The organism is Streptomyces sp. NPDC043427 (genome assembly GCF_056436655.1).
On the sequence record NZ_JBWKCC010000005.1, the window covers coordinates 120,945 to 143,539 of the forward strand.

The 22,595-nt window shown below is 72.0% G+C and carries 20 protein-coding genes; 13 read left to right on the forward strand and 7 right to left on the reverse strand.

Going from position 1 to position 22,595, the window contains the following annotated elements:
* Positions 1–21 precede the first annotated feature (21 nt).
* From AC067M_RS12530 to AC067M_RS12570, 9 genes are all read left to right on the forward strand, one after another.
* Entirely contained in the window at positions 22–4,308 is a 4,287-nt protein-coding gene (locus AC067M_RS12530; RefSeq protein ID WP_478696987.1) for an AAA family ATPase, read from the forward strand.
* On the forward strand, positions 4,305–5,156 hold the full coding sequence (locus AC067M_RS12535) for a serine peptidase (RefSeq protein ID WP_478696988.1): 852 nt from the start codon (positions 4,305–4,307) through the stop codon (positions 5,154–5,156). Before AC067M_RS12530 ends, AC067M_RS12535 begins: the two co-directional genes overlap by 4 nt.
* A 200-nt stretch (positions 5,157–5,356) precedes the next feature.
* Positions 5,357–6,478, forward strand: a complete 1,122-nt coding sequence (locus AC067M_RS12540) for a Gfo/Idh/MocA family protein (protein ID WP_478696989.1) — start codon at positions 5,357–5,359, stop codon at positions 6,476–6,478.
* On the forward strand, positions 6,475–7,404 hold the full coding sequence (locus AC067M_RS12545) for a DUF6807 domain-containing protein (RefSeq protein WP_478696990.1): 930 nt from the start codon (positions 6,475–6,477) through the stop codon (positions 7,402–7,404). Before AC067M_RS12540 ends, AC067M_RS12545 begins: the two co-directional genes overlap by 4 nt.
* A gap of 59 nt (positions 7,405–7,463) precedes the next feature.
* Positions 7,464–8,189 (forward strand): cupin domain-containing protein, encoded by a 726-nt coding sequence (locus AC067M_RS12550; protein ID WP_478697111.1) that lies wholly within the window; start codon positions 7,464–7,466, stop codon positions 8,187–8,189.
* Positions 8,190–8,254: 65 nt separating this feature from the next.
* On the forward strand, positions 8,255–9,538 hold the full coding sequence (locus AC067M_RS12555; RefSeq protein ID WP_478696991.1) for an ABC transporter substrate-binding protein: 1,284 nt from the start codon (positions 8,255–8,257) through the stop codon (positions 9,536–9,538).
* Positions 9,535–10,488 (forward strand): carbohydrate ABC transporter permease, encoded by a 954-nt coding sequence (locus AC067M_RS12560; protein ID WP_478696992.1) that lies wholly within the window; start codon positions 9,535–9,537, stop codon positions 10,486–10,488. The genes AC067M_RS12555 and AC067M_RS12560 overlap by 4 nt, the downstream gene beginning before the upstream one ends.
* Positions 10,485–11,351, forward strand: coding sequence for a carbohydrate ABC transporter permease (locus AC067M_RS12565; protein ID WP_478696993.1), 867 nt, complete (start codon positions 10,485–10,487; stop codon positions 11,349–11,351). Before AC067M_RS12560 ends, AC067M_RS12565 begins: the two co-directional genes overlap by 4 nt.
* Positions 11,352–11,356: 5 nt before the next feature.
* Positions 11,357–11,971, forward strand: a complete 615-nt coding sequence (locus AC067M_RS12570; RefSeq protein WP_478696994.1) for a hypothetical protein — start codon at positions 11,357–11,359, stop codon at positions 11,969–11,971.
* Positions 11,972–11,993: 22 nt separating this feature from the next.
* Here AC067M_RS12570 and AC067M_RS12575 read toward each other — a convergent pair whose 3' ends face one another.
* The 4 genes from AC067M_RS12575 to AC067M_RS12590 all read right to left on the reverse strand — a co-directional run bounded on the left by AC067M_RS12575 (position 11,994) and on the right by AC067M_RS12590 (position 15,867).
* Entirely contained in the window at positions 11,994–12,563 is a 570-nt protein-coding gene (locus AC067M_RS12575) for an AMIN-like domain-containing (lipo)protein (RefSeq protein ID WP_478696995.1), read from the reverse strand.
* Positions 12,564–12,867: 304 nt separating this feature from the next.
* Positions 12,868–13,065, reverse strand: a complete 198-nt coding sequence (locus tag AC067M_RS12580) for a hypothetical protein (protein WP_478696996.1) — start codon at positions 13,063–13,065, stop codon at positions 12,868–12,870.
* 50 nt (positions 13,066–13,115) lie between these two features.
* Complete coding sequence (locus AC067M_RS12585) at positions 13,116–14,933, reverse strand: glycoside hydrolase family 15 protein (RefSeq protein WP_478696997.1); 1,818 nt, start codon at positions 14,931–14,933, stop codon at positions 13,116–13,118.
* 154 nt (positions 14,934–15,087) lie between these two features.
* Positions 15,088–15,867 (reverse strand): DeoR/GlpR family DNA-binding transcription regulator, encoded by a 780-nt coding sequence (locus tag AC067M_RS12590; RefSeq protein ID WP_478696998.1) that lies wholly within the window; start codon positions 15,865–15,867, stop codon positions 15,088–15,090.
* Between the two features lie 123 nt (positions 15,868–15,990).
* Here AC067M_RS12590 and AC067M_RS12595 point away from each other — a divergent pair, with 123 nt between their 5' ends.
* Positions 15,991–16,911, forward strand: a complete 921-nt coding sequence (locus tag AC067M_RS12595) for an SIS domain-containing protein (RefSeq protein ID WP_478696999.1) — start codon at positions 15,991–15,993, stop codon at positions 16,909–16,911.
* Positions 16,912–16,990: 79 nt separating this feature from the next.
* Positions 16,991–17,839 carry a class II fructose-bisphosphate aldolase gene (locus tag AC067M_RS12600; protein ID WP_478697000.1) on the forward strand — a complete coding sequence of 283 codons (849 nt, stop codon included), beginning with the start codon at positions 16,991–16,993 and terminating at the stop codon, positions 17,837–17,839.
* A gap of 68 nt (positions 17,840–17,907) precedes the next feature.
* On the opposite strand, the gene AC067M_RS12605 is transcribed toward AC067M_RS12600, so the two are convergent.
* Positions 17,908–19,044: a methyltransferase gene (locus tag AC067M_RS12605; protein WP_478697001.1), complete on the reverse strand. Its 1,137-nt coding sequence runs from the start codon at positions 19,042–19,044 to the stop codon at positions 17,908–17,910.
* 68 nt (positions 19,045–19,112) lie between these two features.
* Here AC067M_RS12605 and AC067M_RS12610 point away from each other — a divergent pair, with 68 nt between their 5' ends.
* Both AC067M_RS12610 and AC067M_RS12615 read left to right on the forward strand, forming a co-directional pair.
* Entirely contained in the window at positions 19,113–19,820 is a 708-nt protein-coding gene (locus AC067M_RS12610; protein WP_478697002.1) for an alpha-ketoglutarate-dependent dioxygenase AlkB family protein, read from the forward strand.
* Between the two features lie 27 nt (positions 19,821–19,847).
* Complete coding sequence (locus AC067M_RS12615; protein ID WP_478697003.1) at positions 19,848–21,092, forward strand: ROK family protein; 1,245 nt, start codon at positions 19,848–19,850, stop codon at positions 21,090–21,092.
* 10 nt (positions 21,093–21,102) lie between these two features.
* On the opposite strand, the gene AC067M_RS12620 is transcribed toward AC067M_RS12615, so the two are convergent.
* Positions 21,103–21,870, reverse strand: coding sequence for an SDR family NAD(P)-dependent oxidoreductase (locus tag AC067M_RS12620; protein ID WP_478697004.1), 768 nt, complete (start codon positions 21,868–21,870; stop codon positions 21,103–21,105).
* 20 nt (positions 21,871–21,890) lie between these two features.
* A complete protein-coding gene (locus tag AC067M_RS12625; RefSeq protein WP_478697005.1) occupies positions 21,891–22,475 on the reverse strand; it encodes a TetR/AcrR family transcriptional regulator in 585 nt (194 codons plus the stop codon).
* Between the last annotated feature and the right edge of the window lie 120 nt (positions 22,476–22,595).

Below are 22,595 nucleotides of genomic sequence, written 5' to 3' on the forward strand. Positions count from 1 at the left end.
GTAAGAGCGCTCGTAGTCGGGATGAGCACCTTCGACGAAAGCAGGCGGCTGCCCGACGACCCCCTCGCCCGGCCCCCACTGGCCCCCTTGCCCTCGGTCCGCACCGTCGCACCGGAGCTGGCCGCCTTGCTCGGCAGGCATCCGGGAGTATCACTGCACGCCGACAGTCCTCGCCTCGACCTCGCGTACGAAGACCTCCAGAACCTGTGGGAGTTCACCTACGACGACTGCGCGCGTACCGGCACCGGGCTGATCGTGCACTTCATCGGACACGGCATCAACGGCCAGGTGGACAACTCCCTCTACCTGGCCGCCAAGAACACCGACTCGCGCCGCCCCGACCGTACGGCCGCCGACATCGGTGCCTGGCTGAAGGAAGTGGAGAACTCGGACGGCGGGCCTCCCGTGCTGTTCCTCCTCGACGTCTGCGGCGCGGGCCGCGCCCCCCTGCAACAGTGGCTGCACGGCCTGCCGGCGGATCGCAGACGTGCATGGGTCATCGCCGCCTGCGCCGAGGACCGCAAGGCCTACGGGGCACGCTTCTCACAGGCCACCGTCGCCGTCCTGGAGCGGCTGCGGCTCGGCTGGCTGGACCTGTCTCCCGGTCTGACACACGTGCCGGTCGAGACCTTCGCGCAGGAGATCGACCGAGAGCTGGCCCGCCTCGCACGCACACAGGGCGGCCCTCCCCAGCGGGTGTTGAGGACGGCGCATCCCGAGGCCGACGTCCCGGTCCCGCCCTTTCTCCGCAACCCGGGCTTCCGTGAAACCCCGGCCGGCCGGTATCAACAGCATCTGGAGAACGGCCTGTGGCAGTTCGCGTCCGCCGTCGACCCCGCGCTCGACCCCTTGCACTTCGTCTCCCGGGCCTCCGGAACACCGCACCAGCAGAACGTCGCCGGCCGCTGCTTCTTCACCGGCCGACAACGGCAGTTGGCGAAGCTCAAGGAGTGGCTGGAGGACGACCGGGCACGGCGGACCATGGTGGTCACCGGCAGTCCCGGATCAGGGAAGTCCGCTCTGCTGGGTGTCCTGGCCTGCCTCGCGCATCCCCAGCTCGCGGAGGTGTCCCGGACGATCCGGTCCGTCGTTCCCCGCCATCTGCGCTTCGAGCGGCACCCGCTGCTCGCCGCGGTCCACGCCCGGCAGCGCGACCCCGCCGCCGTGATCGCGTCCATCGCCCGCCAACTCGGCTTGGGTGACGGACCGTTGCGGGGCTGGACGGTCGAGGGCATGCTGGAACAACTGCGCCAACGGGGAGCGGGCACGCCGGCCGTCGTGATCGTCGACGCCCTGGACGAGGCGTCCCTCGACACCGAGCTGCTGCGCTCGGTCCTGTTGCCGCTGGCCCAGAAGGGTGCCGACGACGACCGGCCCCCGGTGTGCAAGGTCGTGATCGGGGTGCGTCCTTGGTGGGACAGGTTTCCCGAACTCGGGCCGCGGTCGTCGTACGCGACGGACCGCGTCGACCTCGACCGTACTCCCGCAGAGGAACACGAGTCCGATCTCCGCAACTACCTCGCCGACCTCCTGGAGGAGGCCCCCGGATATGTGGGCCGCCACACGGCCGGGCTGCGGGACGACGTGGCGAAGGCGGTCGCGAGGCGGCTGTCGGCCGTTCCGCACGGCGGTGGCTTCCTGCTCGCCTCGGTGTTCGCGCACTACCTCGGCGCATACGACACCGCGCTGGAGGCGGACGAGGCGGTCCGCCGCGTCCCCAACGACCTGCCCGGCATGCTCGATCTCCATCTCGGGGTGCTGGCGAAGGACCGGCCTGCCATCCACGCCGTGCTGCGCGCCCTCGCCCACGGCCGCGGCCAGGGCATGCCGCTGGAGATCATCCGTGCCGTGGCGGAAGCGTTCACCGCTCCCGGAGACAAGGCTCCCGACCTCGCGGACGTCAAGCAGGCGATCGAGGCGGCCGCGTTCTATGTCCGCTCCGGCAAGGACACCGACGGACGCCGGCTCTACCGGTTCTTCCACCAAAGTCTGTCCGACCACCTCGCTCCGGCCTCGTCGGACCACGGCGCACTCTTCGACGCCCTGGTGGCCACGGTCCCCGGAAAGGACGAACACGGCAATCCGGCGTGGGACCTGGCCCTGCCGTACGTACTGCGGCACACCGCCGAGCACGCGGTGGCCGCCGGGCGACTGGACGAGCTGCTGAAGTCGCCCGCGTTCCTCGTGCACGCGAGCCCCACGGAGTTGCGCGCGCAGTTGCCGCACGCCCGCTCCCTGCGGGCCCGGAACACCGCACGGATCATCGAATCGGCGCTCGCGCCCCAGAAGGACCCCTGGGTGCGTTGGGAGTGGCTGCGCACCAGCGCCATCGGCGCCGACGAGAAGTGGCTGGAGCACGGCCTCGACGCTCTGCGCAGCCCGGACAACCGGCCACCGGACCCGCTCGTCCTCCAGTGGGGGTCCCAGTCCCGGGAGACGGAGAGCGCCCTGAGCCACCCCGAACGGGCCGTCTTCGTCCCCTCAGACGAGGGCCCCGTCGTGGTGACCGCGCACGCGGGGGGCGGTGTACAGGTCTGGGACACGAGGACAGGAGGGCTGGTGGACGACCTCCAGGTCAACGGCCACGAGGTCACCGCGCTCTCGGCCGGGATGTCCGACGACACCCTCCTGGTCGCCATCGGCACCGAGGAGGGCGAACTGACTGTGTGGCACCTGGACACCCAGCGGATCGCCTGGTCGGATTCCCTGCCCGCCCGGGTGACGGCCATCGCCTTCGGCACACTTCGCGGCACCCCGGTCGTGGCCGTCTGCGCGCCGCAGGAGCTCTACTTGTACACCCGGACCGGCGAACGGCTGTGGCACGTGGACATCCTCTGGAGCTGGTTCGACGCGAGCGAAGGCGACGAGGAACACCCGTACATGCTCCAGATGGAGCAGGCCGCCACGGCCGAGGTGGTCGCCCTCGCGGAGCTCGACGGCACCCCCACGGTGATCGTGGGCACCTCGGTGGGCACGGTCGAACTGTGGGACGCCGACGGTGGCAACCACCGCAGCAGACGCGTGCACTCCGCCCCCGTGCACACCCTCCTGCCGAGCCGGAACGGCACCGACCGCACGGTCGTCACCTGCGGGGACGACGGGGTCCGCGTCCTGAACATGGACGCGGGCACCGTGCTGGACGTGCCGGACTCCGCAGGCAGGAACCAGGTGGCGGCGCTGCTCGACATCAACGGAGAGGAGCATCTCGCGATCGGACGGGCCGAGCGGGTCGAGGTCCGTTCGCTGCGGAACCCGGCGCTGCCGGGCGGCCTCGTGCGCTCCCACCTCCGCCCGGCGGGCACGAGCCTGCGGGCCCTCGCCGGTGACGGCGCCCGGCTGCTCGCGGTCGCCGAGTCGAAGTACTACGGGGTCGTCGTGCTCAACCGCATCGACAGCGCGGAGCGGCTCGCCCCCTGGGAGGGGCACGACGACGAGGTGGTCTGTGTCGCCATGACCGCTCACCGGGACCGGCAGTTCGCGCTGAGCCTGGACGCGAGCGGTGCGCTGCACACCTGGGACACCGAGGACGGGCTCTGTCTGTCGACCGGCCACTACCCGTACGCGGAGTCGGCCACAGCGGGAGTCGTGCGGGGCCGGCCTGTGGCCTTCGTGGGCGACGTCAGGGGGACGGCCCGCGCCGTCGACATGACGGACGGCAGCGTCCAGCACACCTGGCGCTGGTCCGTACGGCCACGCCACCTGTTCTGGACCGGTCTCGCGGGCAGGCCCCTCCTGGCGGTCCGCGACTTCGCGGGCCGCCTGTACCTCGCGGACGCCGAACACCCCGAACAACTGCGGCGGGTCGACGTCGGACAGCCCTTGCCCGTACTCACCGGCACGGATCTGTCGGGTCTGGGGAACGACGGTCCCGGTTTCCCGGAGGACGCCGATTTCCCGGAGGATCTGGATTCTCCGGAAGATCTGTTTTTTCGGGAGGAACCACAGGTGATCGCCGCCTTGTACGGGCTGCACGAGGGGGAGCCGGTGCTGGTGCGCGGGTTCGAGTCCGGTTGGGTCACCGGGCACTTCACCGCCGACCGGCGCCCGGCGTTCTCCTTCGAGGCCACCGCCCTGTCGCTTGAGCGGATGCACGTTGCGCAGCGCGGCCGGCGGATGCGTGTGGTGACTGCCTCCTACGACGGAACCATCCGCGCCTGGGCGCCGTTCGACCGATCGGAACCACTGGGGCAGGTACAGGTTCCGGGCGGGACGGGCCCGCTGGCTGTCTCCTCGTCGGGGATGCTTGCCGCGTCCGGATCGCGCATCTCGTACTTCAGCTGGGCCGCTACGGGGGAGGAATCAAGGTGACACACCACGACGTGGTCGTCGTTCACGGCGTACGGAACTGGCTGCCGGGGGTCCCCGCGGACGAGGCCGCGGCCGTGTTCGCGGAGAAGTGGGCCGGGGCCCTCGCGAACGGCTACCGGGCGGCCGGCCTCGGGCACGTGGCCTCACCACGCATTCATGCCGCCTACTACGCCGATCTGCTCAACGATGCCGAAGCGCAGTCCGTCGTGGACGACGTGGACGATCTCAGTGCCGGCGAGCAGGCCTTGCTGTTGGCCTGGTTGCGTGCGGCGGGCCTGCCGGATGACCCGCCCGAGGGGCAGGCATTCGGCACGATGCCGGTCCGTCAGGCGCTGGCATGGTTCGCCCAGCGGGGCTCGGCGTCGGCCGAGCGAACGGCCCGGGTGGCCGTCGCCCTGCTGCCCGAGGTGTACGGCTACCTGGCCTCTCCGGCGCGTCGGAAGGGTGCCCGCCGCGTGGTCGCGGACGCGGTGGAGGCGTCGGGGGCGAAGGTGGTCATCGCCCACTCGCTCGGTTCGGTCGTCGCCTACGAGGCCCTGCACGCCCACGCGCTGCCCCAGGTCGAACTGCTGGTGACCCTCGGTTCGCCGCTCGGGCTGCCCGGCGGCGTGTTCGAGATGCTCGATCCCGCGCCGAGGGGCGGGCGCGGCAGCCGGCCGCCCGGCCTGGCCCGCTGGGTGAACATCGCGGACCCCGGTGACCTGGTGGCCGTGCCCCGGCGACTCGGCGAGCGGTTCGACGTCGACGCCCACCACGAGGAGCACATCGCGGCCGTCGACTTCCACATGCTGGACCATTACCTCGGTTGTGGTCTCGTGGCCGCGGCCGTGGTGCCCTATCTCTCCTGACTCGCCGCTCCAACTCCCGGTCCTGCGGGTTCCTCCCAGGCCGTGCCCGGGGCCACCGGGGCATGCCGCACAGCGGCGCCAGGCAAGCCTTACCGCATCTCTCCGCCCAGGGGTTGTCCTGACATTCACCAACGCCTAAGGTCACCAGGGTGTAAGCGCTTTCTGCACGTCCGGGCAGCCGGCCGTCCGAGGAGGACCGCATGTCTCCGTCCCCGTCCGCACCCCGCCGCCGCGTCGCCGTGGTCGGCACCGGCGCCATCGTCGGCGGGAGCCACCTCCCGGCACTCAGAGCCCACGCCGACCGGGCGGAGCTCGTCGCCGCCGTCGACGTGGACCAGGGCCGCCTCGACGACTTCCGGGAGCTGGCGGGCGGGGAGGTCGCCGGGTACACCTCGATGGGCGCGATGCTGGACGCCGTACGCCCCGATCTGGTCCTCATCGGCACGCCGCCGTCCCTGCACAAGGAGCAGACCGTGGCCGCGCTGAAGGCGGGCGCCTGGGTGCTGTGCGAGAAGCCGCTGTGCCTGTCGCTCGCCGAGTACGACGACATCGCGGCGGCCGAGGAGGCGTCCGGCGCTTACGCGTCCGTGGTCTTCCAGCACCGCTACGGCTCCGGCGCCGTCCACGCCCGCGAGCTGATCGCGAGCGGCGACCTGGGCACGCCGCTCGTCGCGCACTGCCAGACCACCTGGCACCGTGACGCCGCCTACTACGCGGTGCCCTGGCGCGGGCGCTGGGCCACCGAGGGCGGCGGGCCCACGATGGGGCACGGGATCCACCAGTACGACCTGCTGCTCCACCTGCTCGGCCCCTGGGTGGAGGTGCGGGCCATGGCGGCGCGCCTGGTCCACGACACCGAGAGCGAGGACGTCTCCACGGCCCTCGTCCGGTTCGAGAACGGCGCCCTCGCCACCGTCGTCAACAGCGTGCTGTCCCCCCACGAGGTGAGCCGCGTCCGCATCGACTGCTCCGACGCCACGATCGAGCTCACCCACCTCTACGGGCACCGCAACGACGACTGGGTCTACACCCCGGCCCCACACGTCGCCTCCGAGCGCGCCGCCGCCTGGAGCACCCCCGCGACGGACGTGCCCAGCTCGCACACCGCGCAGCTCGGCGCCCTCCTCGACGCCTACGACAACGGTGTCCGTCCCCCGGGCAGCGGTCCGGACGCCCGCGCCACCCTCGAGTTCGCCGCCGCCCTCTACAAGTCGGCGTTCACCGGGCAGCCCGTCCACGCGGGGGAGATCGCGCCGGGCGACCCCTTCTACCCGGCCATGCACGGAGACCACCCCCACTGGGCCCCCAAGGAGACGGTATGAGCGCGATCCTTGTCAGCCACGTCCACGGCGAGCACATCGCGGTCTCGGCGTCGGACGGCACCGAGATCCTCCGTTACGTCTACCGGCCGGACCCGGAGCCGTTCGAGTCGCGCAAGCCCTACGCCCACCCGGTGCGCACCCTGTCCGGGCGCACGGTGACCGGCTACCGCCCGAACGACCACCGCTGGCACAAGGGCCTGCAGATGACGGCCAGTCACCTCTCCGGCCAGAACTTCTGGGGCGGCAACTCCTACGTCCACGGCCAGGGTTACCTCGCCCTGCCCGAGCGCGTCGGCTCCATGCGGCACGACGGCTTCCCCGTGTTCGCCGTCGAGGACGACCGGTTCACGTTCGCCGAGGACCTCACCTGGGTCGCGAACGGCGGCGAGGAGTGGGCCCGCGAAGAGCGCGGCCTCACCGTCCACTCGGTCGACGAGGAGGCCGGCGCCTGGGCCCTGGACTGGTCGATCCGCCTCACCAACCTCCGCGACGAACCCCTCGCCTTCGGCTCCCCGACGACCGCCGGACGCGAGATGGCCGGCTACACCGGCCTCCAGTGGCGCGGCCCCCGCGACTTCACCGGCGGCGCCGCCTTCGCCCCGGACAGCGACGCCGGTGCGGAGAAGCTGATGGGTACCCAGGGCCCGTGGCTCGCCTTCACCACCGAGCACGACGACGTCGACGGCCACTCCACGCTCGTCTTCGCACACGCGCCGGAGAACCTCGACGAGCAGCGCGCGATCCACGAATCGCACTGGTTCGTGCGCTCCGAGCCGATCCCGACGGTCGCGTTCTCGTGGGCGTTCTTCGAGGAGTTCGAGCTGCCGCCGGGGGAGTCCTTCGCGTACCGCTACCGGATCGTCGTCGCCGATGGCGCCTGGGACCGCGACCGCGTCGGAACGTACCTGGAGGGCCTGCCGTGGTGAACGAAGCCGTGGAGCAGGACTTTGAGGGGCAGGGCTCCAAGCCGACTCTTCCGCACCCCCTGCCCGGCGCCGTCGGCCTGTCCCACCTCAGCGCCTACGACTGGGAGGCCGCCGACGGCGTCTGCGGCGGCAGCCCGCACCTGCATCTGGTGTGCACGGAGGCGTACGTCGTCACCGGCGGCCGGGGCGCGGTGCAGACCCTGAGCCCGGACGGCTACCGGGACATCCCCCTGGAGCCCGGCTCGGTCGCCTGGTTCACGCCGGGCACCGTGCACCGCATGGTGCAGGGCGGCGACCTGCGCATCACCGTGCTGATGCAGAACAGCGGTCTGCCCGAGGCCGGGGACGCCGTCTTCACCTTCCCGCCCGAGGTGCTCGCCGACCCGGAGAAGTACGCGGCCGCGGCCGCCCTTCCGCCCGGCACCGGACCCGAGACGGCCGCCGTCGCACGGCGCCGCCGGGACCTTGCCGTCGAGGGCTACCTCGTGCTGCGGGAGGCCCTCGTCGACGGCGACAACGGCCCGTACGTCGAGTTCCAGCGCGCCGCCGCCCGGCTCGTCCGCGACAAGGTGCCCACCTGGCGCGAGCTGTGGCGGGCCGGTGCCCTCGCCACCGCCGAACGTACCGGTGCCCAGCTCGACGCGCTGGCCGAGGGGGAGCCGTCGTATCTCGGCGGGGCGACCGCCCACGAGGCCGCGCCCACCCGGCTCGGCGGCTTCGGCATGTGCGGGCGCCGCGACGAGTACGCGCTGCCGGGGACGACGCTGCCGTACCAGGGCGAATAGCAAGGCCAAGGGGGGCCGGAGGGGGGCCAACAGGAAGTCCGAGGAAGGGATGAGGTGACCTCGGCATGCCCGGACACAGGACAAAGGGGTTCTGCGCGTCGGCTCTGACACTCGCACTCTGTGCGGTGCTGGCCGGATGCGGGGGATCCGGGGAATCGGTCGGCGGCGGCAAGGTCGTGCTGCGCTACACGTGGTGGGGCAACCCCGACCGCGCGGAGCGCACCGAGCAGGCCGTCGCCCTGTTCGAGAAACAGCACCCGAACATCACGGTGCAGACGTCGTTCTCCGGCTACGACGCCTACAAACAGAAGCTCGCCACCCAGGCCGCAGGCGGCGACGCACCCGACGTGATGCAGCTCGACTACCGCCAGATCGACCAATACGCCTCCGGAGGCGTATTGCTCGACCTGGCGAAACACAAGGACGCACTCCGCACCTCCGAGATCGATCCCGGCCTGCTCGGCACCGGGCGGGTCGACGGCACCCAGTACGCCGTCCCGCAGGGCCGCGGCACCGAGACCGTCGTGTACGACGTCCAGGCGTGGAAGGCGTCCGGTGTACCCCTCCCGCGTCGGGGCTGGACCTGGGACGACTGGGCCGACGCCATGCGCGCGCTGGCGAAGAGCACCGGCAAACCCGGGGCCACCGACCCGGGCCAGAGCGAGGACGCCTTCGAGGTGTGGCTGCGCGGCCGGGGCAAGTCCCTCTACACCAAGGACGGCAAGCTCGGCTTCACCGCCGACGACCTCACCCGCTGGTGGACCTTCGCCGACAAGCTGCGCCGCGAGGGAGCCGTCTCCCCGGCCGAGCAGACCACCCAGCTCGACGGGTCCGTGGAGAACACCCCGCTCGGGCGCGGCAAGGCCATCGCCGACGCCAACTGGGACGCCCCGTCCAGCGGTTACCTCGCGATCGTCAAGGGCGGGGTGGCGCTCGCCCCGATGCCGTCCGGCGAGAACGGCACGCCCGGCCAGTACTTCAAGCCGTCGATGTTCCTCGGGGTCGCGGCCAACACCGGGCACCCGAAGGAGGCCGCCGAACTCGTCGACTTCATGATCAACGACAGCGAGGCGGCGAAGATCCTCGGCGCCACCCGCGGCATCCCCGTCAACGAGACCATCCGCGAGGAGACCGCCGCGCAGCTCAAGGACTTCGACAAGACCATCGCCGACTTCCAGGCCTCCCTGGAAGGCACCCTGAAGGACCCGCCGCAGGCGCCGCCCTCCGGCGACAACGCCCTGCAGACCACCTTCCAACGCGACTACGACCAGGTCTCCTACGAGCGCATGTCGCCCCGCGAGGCGGCCGAGAACTACGTCACCGAGGCGAAGGCGGAGCTGAGGTCATGACCACCACCGACGTCCCCGCACCCACCGCACGCCCGTCGCACCCCACCCCCGCCCCGAAACGCCGCCCCAAGCGCGAACGCGAGGGCGCCGCATGGGTGTTCCTCTCCCCGTGGGTGCTCGGCGCCATCGTCCTCACGCTCCTGCCGATGGCCGTGTCGCTGTACCTGTCGTTCACCGACTACGACCTCTTCAACCCGCCCCGCTGGGTGGGCCTGCGCAACTACGTCCAGATGCTCACCGAGGACCCCCGCTACTGGCGGTCGGTCGTCACGACCCTGACGTACGTCGTCATCGCCGTGCCGCTGCAACTGGCGCTCGCGCTCGTCGTCGCGCTCGCCCTGAAGTCCATGAAGCGCGGCAGGGGCTTCTACCGCTCCGCCTTCTACGCGCCCTCGCTGCTCGGCGCCTCCATGTCGATCGCCCTCGTGTGGCGGGCCGTCTTCAACGACGGCGGCACGGTCGACCACCTGCTCGGCACCGGCGGCTGGGTCAACAAACCCGGCTGGGCGCTGCTCGCGGTGGCCCTGCTGACGGTGTGGCAGTTCGGCGCGCCGATGGTCATCTTCCTCGCCGGTCTCCAGCAGATCCCCGCAGAGCTCTACGAGGCGGCGGCCGTCGACGGGGCCGGAAAGTGGCGGCAGTTCCTGTCCGTCACCGTGCCGATGCTGTCCCCGGTGCTGTTCTTCAACCTGGTCCTCCAGACCATCCAGGCCTTCCAGGTCTTCACGCCCGCCTTCGCCGTCAGCGCGGGCAAGGGCGGCCCCGCCGACTCGACCCTCGTCTACACCATGTACCTCTACGACCGCGGCTTCGTCGCCTCCCACATGGGCTACGCCTCCGCCATGGCCTGGGTGCTGCTGCTCGTCATCGGCGCCGTCACGGCGGTGCTGTTCCGCACCTCGCGCTCCTGGGTCTTCTACGCGTCCGACACCGATGGGGGAGTCCGATGACCGCCGTATCGACCTCCGTGTCCCGCAAGCCCGTTCGCTGGGGACGGATCGCCCTGCACCTCGGCTGCCTGGCCGCCCTGCTGGTCATGCTCTACCCACTCGCCTGGCTGCTCGCCACCTCGCTCAAGCCCGCCGACGAGGTGATCGCCAGCCTGAACCTGCTGCCCGGCCACCTGGAGTGGTCGAACTACAAGACCGCCTTCGAGGGCGTCAACGACGTCTCCATTTGGCGGCTGCTGTCCAACTCGCTGCTGATCGCGGGCGGCGCGGTCCTCGGCAACGTCATCAGCTGCTCGCTCGCCGCCTACGCCTTCGCACGCCTCAGGTTCCGCCTGCGCGGTCCGCTGTTCGCCTTCATGATCGCGACGATCATGCTGCCGCACCACGCCGTGCTGATCCCGCAGTACATCATCTTCAACCAGCTCGGCCTGGTGAACACCTACTGGCCGCTGATCCTGCCGAAGTTCCTCGCCACGGAGGCGTTCTTCGTCTTCCTCATCGTGCAGTTCATGCGCGGTCTGCCCCGCGAACTGGAGGAGGCGGCCCGCATCGACGGCTGCGGCCCCTTCCGCAGCTTCTTCCAGGTCGTACTGCCGCTCACCCGGCCCGCGCTGATCACCACGGCGATCTTCACGTTCATCTGGACCTGGAACGACTTCTTCACCCAGCTCATCTACCTCTTCGACCCGGACAAGTTCACTCTCACCCTCGCCCTGCGGTCCTTCGTGGACGCCTCCAGCCAGTCGGCGTTCGGCCCGATGTTCGCGATGTCGGTGATCGCGCTGCTGCCCATCGTGCTGTTCTTCCTCGCCTTCCAGCGGTTCCTGGTGGAGGGCATGGCCAGCTCCGGACTCAAGGGGTGAGCGGCATGCGAACACGTGAGCCGGGTGAGGTCTTCGGCCCCCGCATGACCCTCTTCGCCGACGTCCTGAGCGTCGGCCTGGCCATGGCGCTGACCTGCCTGCCACTCCTGACCGCCCCGGCCGCGCTCTCCACCGCGTGCGCGGTGCTGCGGGGCGCCGGGGAGGGACAACCGGCCACCGCGGGGCGCTACTTCGCGCTGCTACGGCAGCGGCTGCGGGCCGGCGACCTCCTCGCCGGGGCCGTCGCCCTCGCGGGCGCGCTGGTGTGCGCGGCGGACCTGGCGCTGGCCGGGGCGGGGCTACCGGGGGCGCCGCTGTTCGCCGTGGCGGCCGCGGGGATCGGCCTGGGCGTCGCAGTGGTGGGCCTCAGGGCGTGCGGACGCCCCGAGTCCCTCACCGACTGGCGGGAGGCGGTCCGCGAGGCCGCCCGGGACGCCGTACGGGACACGGGCGGCAGCGCGCTGGTCCTGCTGGCGCTGGTCACGGCCGCCCTGTGCGCCTGGATGCTGCTGCCGCTCGCCTTCCTCGCCCCGGGGCCACTGGCCCTGGCGATCACAGGCGTCGACGTACGCCACGCCGCCGCCCGCACGGGAAGGGAGAACGCGCGGGAGACGGCGTGACGGCGCGGGTCCGTGCCGGCACCTACCAGGTGTGGGCGACGTCCACCACGATATGGTCGGGCAGCACCTGCACCCGGAACGGCAACCGGGCGCGGACCCCGATGGCGACCTGCGTGTCGCCCTCGAAGCTGACCCCGTACTTGGCGTCCCTGAAGGTGCGGTACCCGGTGAGGTTCACGCCCGGGAGGGCGCGGCCGGACACCCCGGGATACGAGGCCGTCCCGGTCTCGGGGTCGTACGCCGGGGCGTGCAGCCGTACCTCGATGATGGCTCCGCCGCTGACCGGTACCAGACGGCCCGACCCGTCCAGGTAGAACTGGTCGACGTAGCTGACGTAGTACCCGAGCTCGCTGGTGCCCGCGCCGGGGACGTCGAAGACCATCCGGTCGTAGCAGTCGTGACGGCCGGTCCTGATGTCTTTCAGCGGCTTGGCCGTGGAGGCCGTGCTCGTCTTCTCGACGCTGCCCCAGCCGGTCGGGCAGGTGGTGGCCTGAGCGGCGGCGACCGGAGCGGCCTCGGCCGGTACCGCGGCGACCGCCAGCGTCGCGGTCATGAGGGCGGCGGCCGCCCATGCGGTTCTGCTGCGGATCATGATGTCCCCCCGATTGGTGCGGGTTCTGTTGTCAGATGGGACACCCCGACCGCCCCAAAGGTTGCATCGATCGCGGGGGCAGTCATCTCGATCACCCGGCCCAGTATCGCGGCGAGCGTGCCCGTGATGCCCACGGAGGCCGACCTGGTACCGGGAAGCAGTTCGCTCGGCCCGGGGGGTTCCGGATGAGCCGTCGGTCTGGCACTAAAGCAGTACAGGCACGACAGCCCCCGTCACGCCACCGCGACATCCCCACCCCGAGCCGACCGGCGCTCGCCCCACTCGAGCGCCGGTCTCCCTTCCGTCAGCCGGCGCCGGCGCCGACGTACCCGAGCACCGCTTCGGCCAGCTCACCCACGGACCGGCCGCCACCCGCGTGGTTCCGGGCCAGGCTGTCCGTCGACCGGTGTGCGGACTCCAGTCGCTCGGCCGCGGGCTGGGCCACCGTCGGCTTCCCGACGTTCGAGGTGCCGCCGATCAGCGCCACCCGTGCACCGGTCATGGAGAGGCCCTACGCGCTCGGACCACGACCGCACCCCGCCCGATGCACGGTCAGCCCAGTGCCTTGTCCAGGTTGAACGCCGCGCTGATGAGGGCGAGGTGGGTGAAGGCCTGGGGGAAGTTGCCCTGTTGCTCGCCGGTGTGGCTGATCTCCTCGGCGTACAGGCCGAGATGGTTGGCGTAGGTGAGCATCTTCTCGAAGGCGAGGCGTGCCTCGTCCAGGCGGCCCGCGTGGACCAGGGCCTCGACGTACCAGAAGGAGCAGATGGAGAACGTGCCCTCGTCGCCGCGCAGCCCGTCGGGGCTGGCCACCGGGTCGTAGCGGTAGACCAGCGAGTCGGACACCAGGTCCTTCGTGAGCGCGTCCAGCGTGGACAGCCACTTGGGATCGGTGGGCGCGATGAACTTGCTGAGCGGCATCATGAGAACGGCCGCGTCGAGCACGTCGCCGTCCTCGTGCTGCACGAAGGCCCCGCGCCGCTCGGACCAGCCCCGGCTCATGATCCGCCGGTAGATCGCGTCCCGGCACTCCCGCCAGCGCGTCAGGTCGGCGGGCAGGCCGCGCCGGTTCGCCATCCGGATGGCCCGTTCGATCGCCACCCAGCACATCAGCCGCGAGTACAGGAAGTTCCGGCGACCGCCCCGGGTCTCCCAGATGCCCTCGTCGGGCTGGTCCCAGTGCGCGCACACCCAGTCGACCAGCGCACACACGTCGTCCCACTGGTCGCTGGAGATCGGTTGCGCCCACTTGTCGTAGAGGTAGATGGAGTCGATGAGCGCGCCGTAGATGTCGAGCTGGAGCTGATCCGCGGCCGCGTTGCCGACCCGCACCGGCGCGGACCCGAAGTGCCCCTCCAGATGGGCGAGTTCCCGCTCGGGCAGGTCGGTGCGGCCGTCGATGCCGTACATGATCTGCAGGGGGCCGGAGGCCTTGCCGTCGCCCGGGCTGATGTGCCGGGTCACGAACTTCATGAACGCCTCGGCCTCGCCGTGGAAGCCCAGTCGCAGCAGCGCGTACACACAGAACGCGGCGTCACGCACCCACAGGTACCGGTAGTCCCAGTTGCGGTCGCCCTCGAACATCTCCGGCAGGCTCGTGGTGGGCGCGGCCACGATCGCACCCGTCGGCGCGTACGTCAGCAGCTTCAGCGTGAGCGCCGAGCGGTGCACCATCTCCCGCCAGCGGCCACGGTACTTGGAGGCGGACAGCCAGCGCCGCCAGTACGCCACCGTCGCCGAGAACTGCTCGTCCGCCTCGGTACGCGCACACCGGCGAGGAGACACCTCGCCGCCGACCTGGTCCAGCGCGAACACCGTCGACTCGCCCTCGGCCAGTTTGAACTCCGCCCGCACGTCCGGCCCTTCGGCCTCCAGCGGCACGGTCGCGGTGAGCCCCAGCGACAGCTCGCCGGAGTCGAAGACCGCCACGTCGCCGACGAAGCGCAAGGTGTGCTCCCGGGCGCCGTAGTCGAACCTCGGCGCCACCCGCGCCCGGAACGGGATCGAACCGCGCACGCACACCACACGCCGGATCAGCCGATGCCGCTCGGCCTCCGTCGGCCCGCCGCCCACCGGCATGAAGTCCTGCACCTCGCCGACCCCGTCCTCGGTGAAGAAGCGGGTGATCAGGACGTTGGTGTCGGGGAAGTAGAACTGCTTGGTCCGCGCCGCCCCGACCGCCGCCAGCTCGAAACAGCCGCCGCGCTCCGCGTCCAGGATGGAGCCGAACACGCTCGGGGCGTCGAAGGACGGGCAGCAGTACCAGTCGATCGTGCCGCCGGTACCCACCAGGGCGACGCTGCGCAGGTCTCCGATCAGCCCGTGCTCGGAGATCCGTAGATAGCGAGCACCTCCGGACGCCTCCGTCATCGCAGCCTCCCTGGGGTCGGCCCGCGCATGGCGATTTCCAGCTTAGGCGGAGCAGCGGGCGTCGGCCCAGGGATGGCGCCCCCGAGCAACTCTCCGAGCGAATCGCTGAGTGCCTCTCCGAGCCGTCCCCCGAGTGGCGCTCCCGGTCGGCGCCTCAGACGGTCACGACCCGGATCCCCGCCTCCTCGAACCGCCCCACCGTCTCCGCCCCGGCCGCCGTGTCCGTGACCAGCGTGTCCACAGTCTCCGCCGCGCAGATCCGGGCGAACGCCCGTCGGCCCAGCTTGCTGGAGTCCGCGGCGACGATGACCCGCTCCGCCCGCTCGCACAGCAGCCGGTTGATCGCGGCCTCCTCCTCGTCATGCGCGGCGGCACCGTGTGTGGCGTCGAAGGAGACCACCCCGAGCACGGCCACGTCGAGGGTGATCTGCCCGAGCACACCGTCCGCGAGCGGCCCGACCAGTTCGTACGACTGCGCCCGCGCGACCCCGCCGGTCACCACGATCTTGAACTGGGGCCGCACGGTCAGTTCGTTGGCGATGTTGAGCGCGTTCGTGACGATGGTCAGCGCGGGCGACCCCGCCGTGAGGTCCCCGCGCACGGCCAGCGCGCGCGCCACTTCGGTCGTTGTCGTGCCTCCGGTCAGCCCGACCGCCTCCCCGGGCGTGATCAGACCGGCCACCGCCTTGGCGATGCGCTGCTTCTCGGAGGCGCGGCGGGCCGTCTTGTACCGCAGTGGCAGCTCGTACGACACGCCGTGCACGACCGCGCCGCCCCGCGTGCGTACGAGCATCTGCTGCTCGGCGAGCTGGTCGAAGTCACGCCGGATCGTCGCGGCCGACACCGCCAGCTCGGTCGCCGCCTCCTCGACGTCCAGGCGGCCTCGCTCGACGAGCAGCTCCAGCAGCGCCTTCCAGCGGGCGTCGCGCGACATCCGCACCCTCCGTTCACCGATCTCCCGGCGACCTTAGCGCAACCCGGTCCGGTCGGAATGCTTGATTGTGCTCGAAAAAGCGCTGTATCTTGCAAGAAAAGTCAGCCCGGGAGAGGTGTCCGCATGAGCCATGTCGAGGACGAGCTGAACAGCCAGCCCGAGTGCTGGACGCGCGCCGCCGAGGAAGCCGCCGAGCAGGGCGGTGCGCTGCCCCGGCCGGGGGAGCGGGTCGCGATCGTCGGCTGCGGGACCTCGTACTTCGTGGCGCAGTCCGTCGCGGCCCTGCGCGAGCAGGCCGGCCAGGGGGAGACGGACGCCTTCGCCGCCTCGGAGTTCCCGCACGGCCGGACCTACGACCGGGTCGTCGCCCTCACCCGCTCCGGCACCACCACGGAGGTCCTCGACCTGCTCACCCGCCTGAAGGGCCGCACCCGCACGACCGCCCTCACCGCCGACCCCCGTACTCCGGTGATGACGGCCGCCGACGACGTGGTCGTCCTCGACTACGCGGACGAACGCTCCGTCGTCCAGACCAGGTTCGCCACCACCGCCCTCACCCTGCTCCGCGCCCACCTGGGACTGCACACCGAAGCCGTCGTCACCGACGCTCGCAGGGCACTGCGCGCGGAACTGCCCCAAGGGCTCGTGGAGTGCGCGCAGTTCACCTTCCTGGGGCGTGGCTGGACCGTGGGGCTCGCCCACGAGGCCGCGCTGAAGACACGCGAGGCGTCGCAGTCCTGGGCCGAGTCCTACCCCGCGATGGAGTACCGGCACGGCCCCATCAGCGTCACCACCGGCGGTACGGCCACCTGGATGTTCGGCGCGGCACCCGAAGGGCTGGCCCAACAGGTCCGGGAGACCGGCGGGTTGTGGGTCGGGGACAGCGACACGGCGGGGTCGACCGGCCTCGCCCTCGACCCGCTCGCCGACCTGGTCCGCGCCCAGCGGCTCGCGGTCGCGGTCGCCGTGGCCCGCGGCCTGGACCCCGACCGTCCGCGCCACCTCACCCGCTCGGTGATCCTCGAACCCTCATCCGCTCCGTGATCCTCGACCCCTCATCCGTTCGGTGATCTGCGTACCGTCACCCACTCGGTGACCCCCTGACTTCGAGGAAGGACCGGCCGTGCCCCTCACAACCACCGGCGAGCTCGTCACCCGCGCCGCCGCAGCCCGCTCCGCCGTCGCCGCCTTCAACGTCGTCACCCTGGAACACGTCGAGGCCGTCATCGCCGGCGCCGAGTCCGTCGCCTCACCCGTCGTGCTCCAAGTCAGCGAGAACGCGGTGAAGTACCGCCGCGGACGCCTGCTGCCCCTCGCCCGCGCGGCCGTCGCCGCCGCCGAACAGGCCGCCGTGCCCGTGGCCTTGCACCTGGACCACGTCCAGAGCGACGCCCTGCTGCACCAGGGGGCGGACGCCGGGTTCGGCTCCGTGATGTACGACGCCTCCCGCCTGCCGTACGCCGAGAACCTCGCCGCCACCCAGGCCGCCGCCGACTGGGCGCACGGACAAGGGCTGTGGATCGAGGCGGAGTTGGGGGAGGTCGGCGGCAAGAACGGCGAGCCGCCGCCCGACCCGCACGCCCCGGGGGCCCGCACCAACCCGGCCGCCGCCCGGGCCTTCGTCGCGGACTCCGGGGTGGACGCCCTCGCCGTGGCCGTCGGCAGCGTACACGCGATGACGACCCGCACCGCCTCCCTGGACCACGCCCTCCTCGCACGCCTGTCCGCCGCGCTCGACGTACCCCTCGTCCTGCACGGCTCCTCCGGCCTCCCCGACGCCGAGCTGGCCGCCGCCGTCGCGGGCGGCATCACCAAGGTCAACATCGGCACCGCCCTGAACCTGGCCCTGACCGGCGCCGTGCGGGCCTTCCTGGACGCGCATCCCGAGGCGGTCGACCCGCGGAAGTACCTCGCCGGGGGCCGGGAGGCGATGGAAGCGGCGGTGGCGGGACTCATCCGGGCGCTGCGGTGACGCAGGCAGGCCCGCCACGCAGGTCCGCTTGACGACCCGGCTTCCCGGGTCCGTCGGGTGGCCGGCGCTCACGCCCGCTTGACAGCCTTGAGCACCACGAACTTCGGATCGCTCGCCACCAGTGCGCTGTTGCCGAACAGCTTCCGCAGCTTGACGTGGTAGCCCAGGTGCCGGTTGCCCACCACCCACAGCTCCCCGCCCGGCCGCAGCACCCGCCGGGCCCCGGTGAACATTCGCCATGCCGTGGTGTCCGTCGTCGCCTGGTGGGAGTGGAACGGCGGGTTGTTGAGCACGACGTCCACGCTCCCGTCCGGGACTCCGGCGAGCCCGTCCCCGACGCGGAACTCGGCGTGCCCGGGCACCCCGTTCGCCTTGTACGTGGCCTCCGCCGACGCCACGGCCTGGAACGACTCGTCCGTGAACAGCACCGCGGCCTCGGGATTGGCCAGCGCCACCGCCGTCCCCACGATCCCGTTGCCGCATCCCAGGTCCACCACCCGCCGCGGCCCCCGCGTCCCGGGCAGGTGCCCGAGGAAGAACCGGGTGCCGATGTCGAGCCGGTCGGCGCAGAACACGCCCGCGTGGTTGACGACGGTCCGCCCGGAGGCCGGACCGATCCCTTCGGGAAGCGCGTAGCTGTACGGCCACGGATTCGCGGCCCGCTCCGACGAGGTGTCCGGGGTGCAGAGGATCAGCCGGGCCTTCTTCTCGGCGAGCGAGGTGCGGGTCGGGCCGAGGACACGCTCGAACAGCGCCAGCGTCGAGGTGTGGATCTCCTTCACCATGCCGGTGCCGACGACGACCGTGTCCGCGTGTACCGCGGGCGCCAGCCGCAGCAGCTGGTCCTCCAGCAGGGCCAGACTCTTCGGCACCCGCACCAGCAGGACGTCCACCCGCTCGGGCGGCGGGTCCTGGGTGGTGAGCAGCCTCACGGAACCGGCCTCGACGCCATTGCGGTCGAGGTTCGCCCGGGTCGCCTCCCGGGTGAGGAAGGAGTCGGTGATCTGCGTCGGGCGGTGCGCCGCGAGCGCCGTGACCAGCGCGCCCCAGCGGTCCCCGACGACCACGACCGTGCCGGACAGCGGGGCCTCCTGCTCCGCGAGGTGCTTGAGGAGGTAGGCGTCGGAGGCGTCCCAGGCGCGCAGCCTGTCGCGGGGGTCCTCGGGGAAGCGGGTCAGCGCGAGCTCGCCCCATGGCGTCGTCATACGGTCGTCCATCGTGCGTCAAGGCTAACCGAGCCGCAGCTCAGGGCCGGTGGGGGAGGATGGACGGTATGGATCCCACGGACCGCGGGGAGGCCGGGCCCGCCCCGCGCGCCTTCGACGGCGAGCTGTTCCCCAGGGAGCGGACGGAGGTCGCCCCGGGCGCGGTGCACGTCCCCGACTGGCTGGACGCCGAGCGCCAGAGGGAACTGCTCACGGCCTGCCGCACCTGGGCCCGCCCTCCGGCCGGCCTGCGCACGGTCCGCACGCCCGGCGGCGGCACGATGACCGCCCGCCAGGTCTGCCTGGGCCGGCACTGGTATCCGTACGCCTACGCCCGCACGGTCGTCGACGGCGACGGCACCCCGGTGAAGCCCTTTCCCGACTGGCTGGGCGAACTGGGTCACCGCGCGGTCGCCGACACGCTCGGCCCGCGGGCGGCCACGGCAGCGGCGTACGATATCGCGCTGATCAACTTCTACGACGGTGACGCGCGCATGGGCATGCACCGTGACAGCGACGAACAGTCCGACGCCCCGGTGGTCTCCCTGAGCCTCGGCGACACGTGCGTCTTCCGCTTCGGCAACACCGAGACCCGGACCCGGCCGTACACGGACGTCGAACTGCGCAGCGGCGACCTGTTCGTGTTCGGCGGTCCGTCGCGGCTCGCGTACCACGGGGTGCCGCGGGTGCACGCCGGTACGGCCCCGCCCGGGCTCGGCCTGACCGGACGGCTGAACGTCACCCTGCGGGTCAGCGGCTTCCCCGACGCTCCCTGAGGAACGGATCATGGGAGACTCCCCCTCATGAGTGGCAAGGCGGACCCCCGCGCGGCGGGGGAAGGGACCACCTCGAGGACGCGGTTGGACCGGGGGCGCGGAGTGCTCGGGCCCGCGCTGGAGCTCATGCACACCGGCCGGGCGCCCACCCGGGCCGTGCTGACCGCCGAACTCGGTGTCACCCGGGCCACGGCGGGCGCGGTCGCCGCGGAACTGGAGGCGCTCGGGCTGATCCGGGTCGACGCGCGGCCCGGTGCCGCCGCCGGTTCGCAGGGCCGGCCCTCGCACCGGCTCTCCCTCGCCGAGGACGGCCCCGTCGCCCTGGCCGCACAGGTGCACGCCGACGGTTTCCGGGCCGCGCTGGTCGGGCTCGGCGGCCGGATCGTCGCGACCGCGCCGGGCTGCGAGACCGTCGACGCCGACCCGGCGAAGGTGCTCGGCTCCGTCGTCGACGCGGGCGCCGAGCTGCTGCGCGAGACCAGGCGCCGTTGTGTGGGCGCGGGCCTCGCCGTGCCGTCGGCGGTCGCCGAACCGGAGGGCCTGGCGCTCAACCCGCTGCACCTGGCCTGGCCTGCGGGGGCGCCCGTGCGGAAGATCTTCGCCGAGCGGGTCCGTGCGGCGGGCATCATCGGCCCCGCGTTCGCCGCCAACGATGTCAACCTCGCCGCCCTCGCCGAGCACCGGCACGGCGCGGGGCGCGGCGCCCGCGATCTGCTGTGTGTGGCCACCGGGCACCGAGGGGTCGGCGGCGCGCTGGTGCTCGACGGGCGTCTGCACACGGGCAGTTCGGGTCTGGCCCTCGAAGTCGGCCATCTCACCGTCAACCCCGAGGGCCGCCCCTGCCACTGCGGCAGCCGCGGCTGCCTCGACGTCGAAGCCGACCCGCTGGCCCTCCTCACGGCGGCGGGCCGCGAGCCGGGACCCGAGGTGTCCCTGCTCCAACAGGCCAAGGACCTGCTCCGTCACGAGTACGACGACCCGGCCGTCCGCACCGCCGCCGAGGCCCTCATCGAACGCCTGGGCCTCGGCCTCGCCGGGCTGGTGAACATCCTCAACCCCGACCGGATCATCCTCGGCGGCCTGCACCGCACCCTGCTCGACACCGACCCCGACCGCCTGCGCGCGGTCGTCGCCGACCGGAGCCTGTGGGGGCAGAGCGGCGGTGTGCCCATCCTGGCCTGCACCCTCGACCACAACAGCCTGGTCGGCGCGGCGGAGTTGGCATGGCAACCGGTGCTGGACGATCCGCTCGGCGCGCTGGCAGGGGGCTGAGAACCGCCCTCTACAGCGAGGCCCCGCCGTCGATCACCAGGTCGGCGCCCACGACGGAGGCGGCCGCGTCCGACGCCAGATACAGCACGGCCTGCGCCACCTCCTCGGTCGACGACACCCGCCCCAGCGGCGACTGCTCCTTCATCCGCGCGGCGCGGTCCGTCACCGACTCACCCGGACGCAGCGACATCGCGGTGTCGGACGGCCCGGGACTGACGGCGTTGATCCGGACTCCGTCCCCGATGTGTTCGAGCGCCGCCCCGCGGGTGAGCGAGCTGACGGCCGCCTTGGTCGCCGCGTAGGCGGTGGTGCCGGGCGCCTGCCGGTGCGGGCCCAGGTTGGACGACACGTTGACGATCGCCCCGCCGCCCGGCTGCGCGCGCATCTGCCGCACCTCGGCCCGCAGGGCGAGGAAGACACCGGTGACGTTGGTGTCGACCAGGTCCCGCCACTCCTCGTCGGAGAGCTCGGCGAAGGCTCTCCCACCGCGGAAGACGCCCGCGTTGTTCACGGCCACATCCAGCGATCCGAACGCGTCGACCACCGCCCGCACGAGCCCCTCCACGTCGGTGGGGCTCGCCACGTCGGCCACGCGGGCCACGGCCGTGCCGCCCGCCTTCTCGACGAGGACGACGGTCTCGTCGAGCGGCTCCCGGGTCCGCCCGGCGACGACGACCCGGGCTCCCTCCGCGGCCAACGCGAGGGCGACGGCCCGTCCGAGGCCCGAGCCGCCGCCGGTGACGAGGGCGGAGCGGCCGGAGAAGCGGTGCTCTAACATGCGGTTCCTTTCGAGAACGATCAGTTCAGTATTTGGAGGGCCTGCTCCGCCGCGTCCCGCACCCGCGACGGATCCGACGAGGCCTTACCGACCACGCGCAGCCCCTGCATCAGCACCAGCAGCATGCGTGCGAGGGCCCGCGGATCCCGGTCGGCCGGCAACTCACCCTGGGCCTGCGCCCGGACGAGCGCGGAGTGCAGCAGCGTTTCCAGGTGCTCCCAGCCCAGCTCCACGCGGCGAGCCGCCGCCGGATCGTGCGGGGCCAGCTCGGCCGCCGTGTTGGTGACGAAACAGCCGCTGGTACGGCAGGTGTCGTCCGCCGCCTCCGCGGCGAACCGTCGCACCAGCGCGCGCACGGCCGGCAGTGCGGGCCCCGGCTGGGACAGCTCGCGTACGAGCTCGGGGTTCTGCTGCTGCCCGTACCGGTCCAGCGCCTTGAGGTACAGGTCGTGCTTGTTGCCGTACGTGGCGTAGATGCTGGCGCGCCCGATGCCCAGGTGCGCGACGAGGTCCGCCATCGACGTCGCCTCGTAGCCCCGCCGCCAGAACAGCTCAAGCGCCGACTGCAACACCGCGTCCGGATCGAACTCCTTGCTCCTGGCCATGCGGGGACGCTAAGGCAATCAAGAACGATCAGTCAAGTATGGGGAGTTGTCGTCACCAGGCATGGCTCGACGGACTGGTTCGCGCCGCTTCGGGGCAGGCGAGCGCCAGACGAATGTCAC